The following is a 12111-nucleotide window of genomic DNA, read 5'->3' as shown; positions in this document are numbered from 1 at the left end:
CGAGAAAAATGCTGGTAAATGGGAGAAGCGGCGGGGAATTGGGCGAAAGTCCAGACGACAAAAAAGAATTGCCCCGGCGCGCCCCGCAACGCATTGCGGGCCACGACGGGGCATCGGTGCACTTCAATTCAGGCTGAACGGCTTGCCGAAGCCATTCAGACCATAGTCGCCCTGCTACAAATCGAGTACCAGGTTCGAAGTCGGGCGGCTGCAGCACATTAACCGCATCCCCTTCTCGATTTCGCGCGGACGGATGCCGCCGTTGTGCTTCATGTCCACGGAGCCTTCGAGCACCTTCGTCTTGCAGGTCCCGCATATGCCCTGGCTGCATGACGACGGCAAGGGCACACCGGCCTTGCGCGCGGCGGCGAGCACGGTCTGCGAGGCGTCCATCGTGAACGAGCGACCCGAGCGCGCCAGTTGCACCGTAAAGCCGGCCTGCGCGGCCGGCGCGGCGCTGGCCTCGGCGACCGGCGCCTCAGCGCACTCCACGGTCTCCGCGAAGTTGAAGCTTTCCTGATGATAGCGGGCGGGATCATGGCCGCCATCCGCCAGCATCTTTCTGGAAGCGTCCATATAACCACCCGGTCCGCAGATGAACACTTCGCGCTCGCGGTAGTCCGGCACATGCTCCATCAACAGATCCAGGCTGAGTCGCCCCACGGGCCCCGACCAGTCCGGTTCGCTCCCGAGCGCCTCGCAGACGTGAACCACGCGCAGTTTGTCCGAGAGCGCGCACAAATTCGACAGCTCGCTACGGAAAACGATGTCTTCCGGCGTTCTTGCGCTATGAATGAACACGATGTCGCGGTTCAACCCCAGGTCGAGCGCCGCGCGCGTCATCGACATCAACGGCGTCACGCCCGATCCCGCCGAAAGATAGAGACTCTTGGCAGCCGGTCCCGAAGACGGCGTGAAGACCCCCGACGGCCCGAAGGCCTTCAGCTCGACGCCCTCTCTCATGTTCTCGTGCAGCCAGTTCGACATGACGCCGCCCGGCGTGCGCTTGACCGTAATGGAAAGCGTATAGGGACGCGTGGGCGGCGAGGAGATCGTATAGCAACGGCTGACCTCCTTGCCGTCGATTTCGGCGGACACGGTAATGAACTGGCCCGGCTCGAAGCTGAAATGGCCCTCCCGCGTGCTGAACACGAAGGTCCGCACGTCGTGCGTCTCGGCGCACACGCGCATGCACGTCAGCGTGCGCTGTTCGTGGCTTGGCCACTGCGCGTCTGCGCGTTCCCACGTGCTCGCACTGCAAAAACGATCAAGCATTTCCTGACCCTGCTGGATGAAACATGAATCCGCGGCTACGTTCATGGCGACCTCAAACTCCGTGTGCCTTCAGCTTCGCGTCGTACCAGCGCGAAAACTGGTCGAGCGCGGCCTCGGTGAAGTTCGAGAACGGCCCCGGAATATAGGCCGGATCCTGCGTTCCCGCATGCGTGTTGCCGACGAGCTCCGCGTCCTGGGTCGTCGTCGCGACCCACACTTCCGTGAGCTTCTTCAGGTCGTAGTCCACGCCTTCCACCGCGTCCGCATGGACCAGCCAGAGCGTGCGCACGAGCGTCTTGTCCGGCGCGAGCGGCAGGCTGTAGGCAATCACGGCGTGGTCGCTCATCACGTGAGTCCAGGAGTGATGGCCCCACATGTGGACGTCGCCGAGATCGCGGCGCGTGACGCCGCCCAGCAGCTTCGTGCAGGCCACTTTCGTGTCCAGCGTCTGCGATTCGTTTGCGCCCGAGATGACGAGCCGCTGAGTGCGGAAGTTGGTATCCACGCTCTCGTCGAGCGCTTCGACCGTGCCGCAGACATAGCCGTCCCTTTCCCAGTTCTCCAGGCATGCCGCGTTGCGCTTCAGGTAATCGTCGTAGGCCTGCAGCGACTCTTCGCTCTGGCCGTCCGGACAAAAGCCGAAGTCTTCGGCAAGAAACGAGTTCGTCAGCTCCGGATGCGTACCCGCGCAGTGGTAGCACTCGCGGTTGTTTTCCATCACGAGCTTCCAGTTGCCGTTTTCGACGATCTCCATTTCATGGGCGATCTTCGTGCGCGTCAGGTCGTACGGCGCGAAGCGCGGCGCCATCACGGCCTCGAGCTTCTCGAAGTCCGCGGGCGGTTCGTCGGCGAGGCAAACGAAAATATGCGCGCCCACCGTCTTCACATGAACCGGAATCAGGCTGTGGCAGCCTGCGTCGAAGTCCTTGCCCATGTGTGTCGAATGCTTGAGGCTGCCGTCCAGATCGTAGGTCCACTGATGGTACGGACACACGAGCATGCCGACGCTCGCCTTGCCGGCCTTCTTCATGATGCGCGAGCCACGATGACGGCAAACGTTTCGATACGCCCGCACGTTTTCGTCGTCGTCGCGCACGATGATGACCGATGCACGACCGATATCCACCGTGTGGACATCGCCCGGTTCCGGCACGTCGGCCGTCACGCCAACGAGAATCCAGAGCTTGTGAAAGAACACCTCGACGTCCGTTTCGAACACGTCCTGACGCCCGAACAATTCACCGGGCATGCCGTGTCCCTTCTTGCGGCTATCGATGAGTTCGCGGTGCGTTTGAATTTGAACTTCAGACATGGTGGGCCTCTGGATGAGAACGTTGCGTAGCGTTCGGGACACTGATATGGCGTGAAGTATTGGACCGTCAAAACACACCGTCAACGCGCTTTATAAGCTGCTTCACATTCGTTTAAATCATGCGAAAATGCGCCCGGAATGCGGCGCCCGAAACGGGCCTCGCGGGCCGACTAACCGGGAATGCCAGGCCAGGGTTTCCCCGGTAAAAGAGGGTCGTCCATGCAGGCACAAACCCACTTGCCTTACCCGTCGACAGATTTGAAAGCGGATGAAAACCACCAAAGCAACGAAAGGCTATCGTCGGATCGTTCCCTCGCTGACCGCCCTTGTCGAATTCGAGGCCGTGGCGCGCCTCGGGAGTTTCACCTACGCGGCAAGCGAACTGGGTGTCACGCAGTCCGCCGTGAGCCGGCAGGTGCGGTTCCTCGAAGAAACGCTCGGCGTGCAGCTCTTTCACCGCCTGCACCGCTCGATTGATCTGACGAGTGAAGGCGAAGCGCTATACGTGGTCGTCGCCGAGTCGATGCAGAAGATCGCAGGCGTGTTCGATCGGCTGGTGACCGGCACCGAGCAAAGAGAACTGGTGCTGGCTTCGACGGCCGCGTTTTCGCAATTCCGGCTCCTGCCGCGGCTCGCGAAGCTGAAGAAGCTCGATCCGCCTTTGCAGCTGCGCTTGTCGACCGACATGTTTACGGCGGACCTTCGGCATGTCGAGGTCGACGTCGCCGTGCGCTATGGAGACGGCAACTGGCCGGACGGGACCTCGACCCTGCTGTTCGATGTCGAAGTCTTTCCCGTCTGCTCGCGGGAGTTCCTGGAGGAATACGGCACGCCGCGCTCGCTCGACGACCTCGCCAGGATGGCGCTCGTGGAGTCGGATGCCACGTCCGAAGGATGGATGGGCTGGAACGAATGGTTTCGCGCCGTGGGGTACCGGCCCGCGCGCCTGAACAAGGTGTTGCGGTGCAGCCTCTACACCGACGCCATTCAGGCCGTGCGCTATGGACAGGGAATAGCGCTCGGCTGGAACAGGTTGGTCGACGACCTGTTGCGAACGGGAGACCTGGTCCGCATCGACCTCGCGACGTTCCGGCCCAGCGACGCCTACTTCGTCGTGGTGCCTCACGGGCGGACCATCACGCCGGTCATCACGCAGCTCATCGAGTGGCTGCGAGGGGACCCGGCGCCGCGCTGAGCACCCGCGCCACGCCGCCAGCATGACAGCCCTGCGACCGGGTGCACCTCAACTCGCGCAGGGCAATTGGCTCAATCGGTCAGGCCCAGATATCGCCTACCGTAAAGCCGTTGACGAACGGATCGTCCGGGTCGAGGACATAGGTGTTGTAGCCGTAAATCCACGAACGCCCGGAAATGGTCGGCACGACGGCCTTGATTTCGTCGATCGCCACCTGCTCCACGAGGCGCCCTGTAAAGACGGTGCCGAGTATGCCCTCGTGACGGAACGGCTGATGCAGATCCAGCTGACCCTTGGCAAACAGCGTCGCCATTTTCGCGGACGTGCCCGTGCCACACGGGCAACGATCGATCGCACCGGTCCACGTGGCGGGATTATCGAAATCGATCTCGCCACTGGCCACCGTCACCGCGTTCTTCCAGTCCGCGTTCGGGTTCGCGGTCGGGCCGGAAAGCTGGGCGATGGTAATGCCGTAGCCAGGATAGTGAGGATGCTTGACCGGCAACTGCTCCTGTGCGGCCTTGAGAATGAGCGCCGAAATGCGCGTGATTTCCCGGCCTTGCTCCGGAATGAGTTCGAGCCCCTTGAATTGGCGCACGTCGGCGATGACATAGAACATGCCGCCCCACCCCACGTCGACCGTGACCTTGCCGAGATGAGGCACGTCGATCACGGTATCGACATAGGGGGCGAAGGCCGGAACGTTCCTGAAGGTCACCTGCGTGACCTTGCCGTTCGCGCATTCTGCGCGGATACCGATCAACCCGGCCGGCGCTTCGAGCTGAAACTCGGTCACGGGTTCCTGCATCGGCAGCATGCCGGTTTCGAGCAGGACCGTGGCAACCGAGATCGTATTGCCCCCGCTCATCACCGGATACTCGACCTGCTCCATGATGATGTATCCCGCCGCGGCGTCCGGATGTTTGGCCGGAACGATCAGGTTGCAGCACAGCGGAGGATAGCCGCGCGGCTCACGCAGCATGAGCTTGCGGATCTGATCGTCGTTCTCCCGGAGCCACTGCATCTGCTCGTACACCGTATTGCCCGGAATATGCGGCACGCCGCCGGTAATCACCCGCATGGGTTCGCCGGCGTGCGTTTCGACAGCATGAAAGGTGCGCTTGAAAGTCATGGTTCTCTCTAGAGCATTTGCGAGGTGACATCCCGCTCACAAATGAATAATTGCACTTTCGACAGCCTGCGTCGAAAGTGCAACAGGTGAAGGCGTTCGGATGAATTACTTGCTGCCGAGCCAGACCGCGAACTTCTGGTTCAGATCGTCGCCGTGGTCGGCCCAGAAGTTGACGTCGACATCGACGGCGTCCTTCGTGTTCGCCGGATTCGTCGGCAGATAGGGCGTAACAGCGGGATTGATCAGCGGAATCGACGACTTGCGCATCGGCCCGAGCGCCGTATCGGTCGAGAGCTTCGCAAGCTGCTCAGTCGACGTGGCGAACTTCACGAAGTCTTCGGCGGCCTGCAGGTTCTTCGTGCCCTTGACGATCGCGTAGCCTTCAATGTTCTTCACTTCGCCATCCCAAAGAAAGCCAAACGGCTTTTTATCCTGCTCGACGGCCACCCAGATGCGGTTCGGGTACGCACTCGTCATCGTCACTTCGCGGTCGGCGAGCAGTTGCGGCGGCTGCGCGCCCGCTTCCCACCACACGATAGAAGGCTTGATGGTGTCGAGTTTCTTGAACGCGCGGTCCACGCCTGCCGGAGTCGCGAGCACCTTGTAGACGTCGGCGGGTTTCACGCCGTCGGCGAGCAACGCCCATTCCAATGCGCCTTCAGGCGACTTCTTGAGCCCGCGCTTGCCTGGGAAACGCTTGAGGTCGAAGAAGTCCGAGATCGTGGTCGGCGTGGTGCCTTTGAACGCGTCCTTGTTGTAGGTGATCATGGTCGACCACGCGACATTGCCGACCATGCAGTCCGACAGGCCGCCCGGCAGGAAGTCGGACTTCGCGGGAGTCCCCGTTTTTCCCGCCGGCAGCGAAGCGGGATTCACCTTCTCGAGAAGGCCTTCATCGCACGCGCGTGCGGCGTCGGCCAACTGCATGTCCACCACGTCCCACGTGACGTTCTTCGTTTGAACCTGGCTGCGGATCTGGGCGATGCCGCCGTTGTACGTATCGACCTGGACGTTCGTTCCGGTCTTCGCGGCGAACGGCTTCGTTGCCGTCGCCACCTGGGTGTCCTGATAGGACCCGCCCCAGCTGGCGAACATGAGGTTGCTCGCAGAGGCGGCCGTACTGACCGTGGCGACTGCAGCAAGCGCCACAATCTTCGGGGTCAACGTCTTGTGCAGTTCCATTCCATCCACTCCTTGACGACATCAAATGACGCGCGCCGCGTCAATCGCTTTCAGGTTTAAGAGAAACATCTCGTGCGGCACAGCCAGGTACTAAAAACCGATCATTTCGCGATCCTTACTAATTGAATAACCGTGCGCCCCATCCGATCGTTGTTGCCCGTCCCTGCATCTGCCGGTCGCCTGACACCTCGTGTGCGAGCCCGGATCCCTGCACCAACACTGAACATCGGTTCAATCATCAACGAGGCAAAGAGCGCTGTTAGACGGCATAGTAGCGCGTCAAATTTGTGTGCAACGCGCAATTTTTACGTTTTTCGGCGATTTCTCCGATAACCCAGGGAAAATCACGATGCCTGGCTGGTCACATGATTGAACATGCGTTCAGGCCGATTATATTAAGCATCACCGCCCCTTATGAACACGCTCCGGTCCGGCTTGCGGCTACATATTCGGGTAGTTGGGTCCGCCGCCTCCTTCCGGCGTCACCCAGACGATGTTTTGCGTAGGGTCCTTGATATCGCAGGTTTTGCAGTGCACGCAGTTTTGCGCGTTGATCACCAGCTGGCTGCCGCGAGAGGCATCACGCGTGAACTCATAGACACCCGCGGGACAGAAGCGCGACTCCGGTCCACCATAGACCTCCAGATTGAGCCGCACCGGCACGGACGCGTCCTTCAAGGTGAGGTGCGCCGGCTGGTTTTCCTCGTGGTTCGTATTCGAGAGGAAGACCGAGGAGAGCCGGTCGAAAGTCAGCTTGCCGTCCGGCTTCGGATAGACAATCTCCTTGCATTGGTTCGCCGGGCGCAAGGTCTGATGGTCGGCGTGCTTGTGATGCAGCGTCCAGGGCACCCGACCGCCCAACAGCTTTTGCTCGATGCCAGTCATCACCGTGCCCGTGTACAGGCCCTTGCTCATCCATTGCTTGAAATTGCGGGCGCGGTGCAACTCGTCTCTGAGCCACGAGCGCTCGAAGGCTTCCGGGTATTCCGTCAAGACATCATTCTGGCGGCCGCCGCACACGGCGCCGAACACCGCTTCGGCCGCCATCTTGCCGGTCGCAATGGCCGCGTGGCTTCCCTTGATACGCGAGGCGTTCAGGAAACCGGCCTCGCATCCAATGAGTCCGCCGCCCGGAAACACCAGCTTCGGCAATGACATCAACCCGCCTGCCGTAATGGCGCGCGCACCGTACGACAGGCGCTTGCCGCCTTCGAGAAACTTGCGGATCTCGGGGTGCGTCTTGTAGCGCTGGAATTCCTCGAACGGAGACAAGTAGGGATTCGTGTAGCCAAGGCCGACCACGAAGCCAGCCACGACCTGGTGGTTATCGAGGTGATAAAGGAACGACCCGCCATAGGTATCGCGCTCGAGCGGCCAACCGGCGGTATGAATCACCAGGCCGGGCTGATGGCGCTTCGGGTCGACTTCCCAAAGCTCCTTGATGCCTAGCCCATAGACCTGGGGATCGGCCCCCTTGCCCAACGCATAGCGTTCCATGAGCTGCCGGCCCAGGTGGCCGCGCGCGCCCTCGGCAAAGAGCGTGTATTTCGCATGCAGCTCCATACCAGGCTGGAACGCGTCGCCCGGCTTGCCGTCCTTGCCGATGCCCATGTTTGCCGTGGCGACGCCACGCACTTCGCCGCGCTCGCCATAGAGCACTTCGGCAGCCGGAAAACCCGCGAAGACTTCCACGCCGAGCGATTCGGCCTGCTGGCCCAGCCACCGGGCGACATTGCCGAGGCTCACGACATAGTTGCCGTGGTTCCTGAAGTTCTCCGGCAGCAGCCAGTTGGGAACGCCGCGCGCGCCACGCTCCGAGAGAAAGAGAAAGCGATCCTCCGTCACCTCGACGTTCAACGGCGCGCCCTGCGCCTTCCAGTCGGGAATGAGTTCGGTGAGCGCCCTGGGGTCCATGACCGCGCCCGAAAGAATATGCGCCCCAACCTCGGAGCCCTTCTCCAGCACGCAGACACTCACGTCCCTGCCTTGTTCGTGGGCGAGCTGCTTCAGGCGAATCGCCGCCGACAAGCCCGCTGGACCGCCGCCAACGATGACGACGTCATACTCCATGGATTCGCGCGGAAAGTACTGCTCAACGAGGGACTGTGTATTCATGTCGATAACCGTAAGCGGGCAACGGCCAACCTTGGCGAGGCGGCCCCGAGACGCTGCGACGCGGGAATGCGTCACGTGCAACGCATCGTAAGACCGAAAAAATTGGCGCCCCGGTGAGATCACGCCTGCTTATGCTCCACACAACGCCGCGTTGCATTCGCCGCGCGCAACGGCTCGCCCGGCCGCGGCCGCGCTCAAGCACCGATGCTCGCTTTTGCTAAAGATCGCCCGCTCTTATATTTGCATTGCGTCGATTCATCGCCGTCACACTGTGTCCACGACTTGACCAACGAAGGAAGCGGAATCGTGAACTCATACGATGTGGTGGTGATTGGCGCGGGAGTAATCGGCAGTTCGGTAGCGTTCCAGCTTTCGAAGCTCGGCGCGAAGAACGTTCTGGTGCTCGACCGCGGAACGATTGGGGCCGGAACGACCTCGCAGTCATCGGGCATTCTCCGCACGCACTACTCCGTCAAGGAGAACGTGGAGCTTGCGCGCAAGTCGTGGGACGTCTTCAACGATTTCGCCAACTATCTGGGCGATGAAGAGGCCTCGTGCGGCCTCGTGAAGTGCGGCTACATGATCGTGGCAAGCGAAGGCGACAAGCTCGAACCGCTGCGCGCGTCGCTCAATCAGCAGAAGGCGCAAGGCATTCCGCTCGAACTGCTCAGCGCGCAGCAAGCGAAAGAACTGCTGCCCATCGCGCGATTCGACGACGCGGCGCTGATCGGCTACGAGCCGGAGGCCGGTTTCGCCGACGCGTACCTGGTGGCAACGAGCTTCTCGCGCGCCGCGCGCCGCGGCGGCGTGACGATTCGCGAGAACGCCTCGGTGAACAAGATTCTGCTCGAAGGCAACAAGGTCGTCGGTGTTTCGACGAGCATTGGCGACTTCGCGACGTCGATGGTCATCAGTACGCAAAACATCTGGACTCCAGAACTTTCCGGCTGGACCGGCCGCGCGCTTCCCATCATGCCGGAACGCCATGCCGTGCTGGCGCTGGAGTGCGACGCCGCCAAATACACCTTCAACATGCCGGTCTTCAAGGACCTCGCCTCCGCCGGCATGCTGTACTACCGAAGCTACGGCGGCAACCAGATGCTCGTCAGCGAAGGCGTGGTCGGCGAGAAGCTGAACACGGCGGAAACCGAGCAGGGCGATATCCCGATGGATTACGTCGTCGAAGTCGGCGCACAGGTCGCTGAACGCTTCCCCGAGTACGAGACCGCGGGCATTGCCTCCTCGTGGACCGGCGTGTACGACGTGACCCCCGACTGGAACCCCGTGCTCGGGCAATTGCCGGGCATCGATGGTCTGGTGGTGGGCTACGGCTTCTCGGGCCACGGCTTCAAGCTCTCGCCCACGGTGGGCCGCGTGCTCGCACAGGAAGCGCTGGGCCTGCCGACCGACGTTTCGCTCAAGCCGTATTCGATCGAGCGCTTCGAAACGGGCGAACTGCTCACGGGCAAATACGGCCTCGGCGCGGTGTCCTGAGGCGCCGGATATGTCGGCAATCGAAGTTCGTTCGCTCGATTCGATGCCCGTGGAGCGTTGGCGCAACGGCGGCGGCGTCACGCGCACGATTGCATCGGGCGGTTCCCACTGGCGCATCAGTCTTGCCGAGGTGGAACGCGATGGGCCGTATTCGCGATTCGACGGCATCGACCGGCTGTCGTTCGTGCTGCGCGGCGCAGGCGTCATGCTGCGCGAAACGAATTCGGCCGTGACGCTCGAGCCGTGCGTAGCCGTCGAATACGATGGCGGCCTGGACTGGCAAGCGACGCTCATCGACGGCCCGGTGACTGCGCTCAACGTCATGACCGCCAGAGGCCGTTATCGCGCGAGTGTCCGGGCGATTGCCGAGCCGGTCAGCGTATTGCCAGGTTGTGCGCTCGCCGTCGTTGCGCTTCACGCCGGCTGCGCCTGGCGCGCGGGCGACGGTCATGCATCGGGCCATGTCGAAGCGGGCCAGTTTCTGAGCGCCGAACGCCTGGATCGCGCCATACAGTTCTCGCCCGCCGTTCCCGCCATTGGCGAGTCGATGCGCACCAGGCTTCCCGTGCTCGTGACCATCGAGCCCGCCAGCCCGCACGAATGATTGAATCTGAGGAAGATGAGATGAAAGTGATTACCGCAGTGAAACGTGTCGTCGACTACAACGTGAAGGTGCGCGTGAAGTCCGACCACTCGGGCGTCGACATCGGCAACGTGAAAATGTCGATGAACCCGTTCGACGAGATCGCAACGGAAGCCGCCACACGGCTGAAGGAAGCGGGCCAGGCCAGCGAAGTGATCGCCGTTTCCTGCGGCGTTGCCCAGAGCCAGGAAACGCTGCGTACCGCGCTCGCCATCGGTGCCGACCGCGCCGTACTGGTCGAGACGGACGCCGAGTTGCAACCGCTCGCGGTCGCGAAGCTGCTCAAGGCGGTCATCGAAAAAGAACAGCCGCAGCTGGTGATCCTCGGCAAACAGGCGATCGACGACGACGCCGGCCAGACCGGCCAGTTGCTCGCGGCGCTCCTCGACTGGCCGCAGGCGACCTTCGCCAGCCACATCGAAATCGAAGGCTCGACAGCCACCGTGACGCGCGAAGTCGACGGCGGCCTCGAAGTGATCGCCTTGCCGTTGCCGGCCATCATCACGACCGACCTGCGCCTGAACGAACCGCGCTACGTGACGCTGCCGAGCATCATGAAGGCCAAAAAGAAGCCGCTGGAAACCGTGACGCCGGACTCACTGGGGGTCGACCCGTCGCCGCGGATCAAGACGCTCAAGGTCGTCGAGCCTGCCGCGCGCAAGGCGGGCGTGACGGTGCCGGACGTCGCGGCGCTCGTCGAGAAACTCAAAAACGATGCGAAGGTGATCTAAATGACGACTCTGGTTATTGCCGAACATGACAACGCGCAGCTCAAGGCTGCCACGCTTCACACCATCGGCGCCGCGCAACAGCTTGCCAACGGCGTGCACGTGCTCGTCGCGGGCCGCGGCGCGCGCGCCGTAGCCGATGCAGCCAGCAAGGTCGCGGGCGTGGACCAAGTCATCTTCGTCGACGCGCCCCATTTCGCCGACGCACTGGCGGAGAACATCGCGGCCCAGATCGTGGCGCTCGCCAAGGACTATTCGCATGTCCTCTTCCCGGCAACGGCAGCGGGCAAGAACGCCGCGCCGCGCGTTGCCGCGAAGCTGGATTCCGCGCAGATTTCCGACGTCATCGCGATCGACGCCGCCGATACGTTCCAGCGTCCCATCTACGCGGGCAACGCCATCGCAACGGTGCAATCGGCAGACGCCGTCAAAGTCGCCACGATCCGCACGACGGCATTCGATGCCGCCGCGGCGACCGGCGGCAACGCGGCGGTCGTGGAGGCGCCCGCCGTTGCCGACACGGGACTGTCGCGCTTCATCCGCCGCGAGATTGCCACAAGTGATCGCCCTGACCTCACGTCCGCGCGCGTGGTGATCTCCGGCGGCCGCGGTCTTGGCAGCGCCGAGAATTTCGCGATCCTCGATCCGCTCGCGGAAAAGCTGGGCGCCGCCATTGGCGCTTCACGTGCCGCCGTGGATTCGGGCTTCGCGGCCAACGACCTGCAAGTCGGTCAGACCGGCAAGATCGTGGCGCCGGAACTTTACGTCGCCGTGGGCATATCCGGCGCCATCCAGCACCTTGCCGGCATGAAAGATTCGAAAATCATTGTCGCCATCAATAAGGATGCCGAAGCGCCGATCTTCGGCGTGGCCGACTACGGCCTCGTTGGCGACCTCTTCGACGCCGTGCCGGCGCTGGTGAAAGCGCTCTAACGACGCCGGGCGCCGGCTCGCTCAACGGCGACCGGCTTCTCAGCAGGACCTTGCCGCCTCGCGCGAGAGATCGCGCCATGGCGGCTATTTTGTGTTTGCGCT

Annotated in this window: 10 protein-coding genes; 5 read left to right on the top strand and 5 right to left on the bottom strand. The window is 62.5% G+C overall.

The window, feature by feature from the left end; all coding sequences use genetic code 11:
• Positions 1–174 precede the first annotated feature (174 nt).
• Positions 175–1275 (bottom strand): 2Fe-2S iron-sulfur cluster-binding protein, encoded by a 1101-nt coding sequence (locus AB4Y35_RS23525; RefSeq protein ID WP_368706195.1) that lies wholly within the window; start codon positions 1273–1275, stop codon positions 175–177.
• A gap of 52 nt (positions 1276–1327) precedes the next feature.
• A complete protein-coding gene (locus AB4Y35_RS23520) occupies positions 1328–2587 on the bottom strand; it encodes an SRPBCC family protein (protein ID WP_368706194.1) in 1260 nt (419 codons plus the stop codon).
• 268 nt (positions 2588–2855) lie between these two features.
• Here AB4Y35_RS23520 and AB4Y35_RS23515 point away from each other — a divergent pair, with 268 nt between their 5' ends.
• On the top strand, positions 2856–3782 hold the full coding sequence (locus tag AB4Y35_RS23515) for a LysR substrate-binding domain-containing protein (protein WP_368693904.1): 927 nt from the start codon (positions 2856–2858) through the stop codon (positions 3780–3782).
• A gap of 79 nt (positions 3783–3861) precedes the next feature.
• Here the strand turns inward: AB4Y35_RS23515 and AB4Y35_RS23510 are convergent, their stop codons facing one another.
• From AB4Y35_RS23510 to AB4Y35_RS23500, 3 genes are all read right to left on the bottom strand, one after another.
• On the bottom strand, positions 3862–4914 hold the full coding sequence (locus AB4Y35_RS23510) for a proline racemase family protein (protein WP_368706193.1): 1053 nt from the start codon (positions 4912–4914) through the stop codon (positions 3862–3864).
• Between the two features lie 105 nt (positions 4915–5019).
• On the bottom strand, positions 5020–6096 hold the full coding sequence (locus tag AB4Y35_RS23505) for an ABC transporter substrate-binding protein (RefSeq protein WP_368706192.1): 1077 nt from the start codon (positions 6094–6096) through the stop codon (positions 5020–5022).
• Between the two features lie 441 nt (positions 6097–6537).
• A complete protein-coding gene (locus AB4Y35_RS23500; protein ID WP_368706191.1) occupies positions 6538–8211 on the bottom strand; it encodes an electron transfer flavoprotein-ubiquinone oxidoreductase in 1674 nt (557 codons plus the stop codon).
• A gap of 306 nt (positions 8212–8517) precedes the next feature.
• Here AB4Y35_RS23500 and AB4Y35_RS23495 point away from each other — a divergent pair, with 306 nt between their 5' ends.
• From AB4Y35_RS23495 to AB4Y35_RS23480, 4 genes are read left to right on the top strand one after another with little or no spacing between them, the layout of a single operon-like run.
• Positions 8518–9705 carry an NAD(P)/FAD-dependent oxidoreductase gene (locus AB4Y35_RS23495; RefSeq protein WP_368706190.1) on the top strand — a complete coding sequence of 396 codons (1188 nt, stop codon included), beginning with the start codon at positions 8518–8520 and terminating at the stop codon, positions 9703–9705.
• A gap of 10 nt (positions 9706–9715) precedes the next feature.
• Positions 9716–10309 carry a HutD family protein gene (locus AB4Y35_RS23490; RefSeq protein ID WP_368706189.1) on the top strand — a complete coding sequence of 198 codons (594 nt, stop codon included), beginning with the start codon at positions 9716–9718 and terminating at the stop codon, positions 10307–10309.
• A 20-nt stretch (positions 10310–10329) separates the two neighbouring features.
• Complete coding sequence (locus AB4Y35_RS23485; protein WP_368706188.1) at positions 10330–11079, top strand: electron transfer flavoprotein subunit beta/FixA family protein; 750 nt, start codon at positions 10330–10332, stop codon at positions 11077–11079.
• Positions 11080–12009 (top strand): electron transfer flavoprotein subunit alpha/FixB family protein, encoded by a 930-nt coding sequence (locus tag AB4Y35_RS23480; RefSeq protein WP_368706187.1) that lies wholly within the window; start codon positions 11080–11082, stop codon positions 12007–12009.
• The last annotated feature ends 102 nt before the right edge of the window (positions 12010–12111 follow it).

The sequence above is a fragment of the Paraburkholderia sp. EG286A genome, assembly GCF_040965375.1.
In the GTDB taxonomy this organism is placed as follows: Bacteria; Pseudomonadota; Gammaproteobacteria; order Burkholderiales; family Burkholderiaceae; genus Paraburkholderia.
This window is presented reverse-complemented; position numbering and strand designations above follow the sequence as displayed.

Coding starts and splice junctions, on each gene's coding strand:
- AB4Y35_RS23525 (WP_368706195.1), bottom strand. CDS start 1,275: ATGCTTGATCGTTTTTGCAGTGCGAGCACGTGGGAACGCGCAGACGCG.
- AB4Y35_RS23520 (WP_368706194.1), bottom strand. CDS start 2,587: ATGTCTGAAGTTCAAATTCAAACGCACCGCGAACTCATCGATAGCCGC.
- AB4Y35_RS23515 (WP_368693904.1), top strand. CDS start 2,856: ATGAAAACCACCAAAGCAACGAAAGGCTATCGTCGGATCGTTCCCTCG.
- AB4Y35_RS23510 (WP_368706193.1), bottom strand. CDS start 4,914: ATGACTTTCAAGCGCACCTTTCATGCTGTCGAAACGCACGCCGGCGAA.
- AB4Y35_RS23505 (WP_368706192.1), bottom strand. CDS start 6,096: ATGGAACTGCACAAGACGTTGACCCCGAAGATTGTGGCGCTTGCTGCA.
- AB4Y35_RS23500 (WP_368706191.1), bottom strand. CDS start 8,211: ATGAATACACAGTCCCTCGTTGAGCAGTACTTTCCGCGCGAATCCATG.
- AB4Y35_RS23490 (WP_368706189.1), top strand. CDS start 9,716: ATGTCGGCAATCGAAGTTCGTTCGCTCGATTCGATGCCCGTGGAGCGT.
- AB4Y35_RS23485 (WP_368706188.1), top strand. CDS start 10,330: ATGAAAGTGATTACCGCAGTGAAACGTGTCGTCGACTACAACGTGAAG.
- AB4Y35_RS23480 (WP_368706187.1), top strand. CDS start 11,080: ATGACGACTCTGGTTATTGCCGAACATGACAACGCGCAGCTCAAGGCT.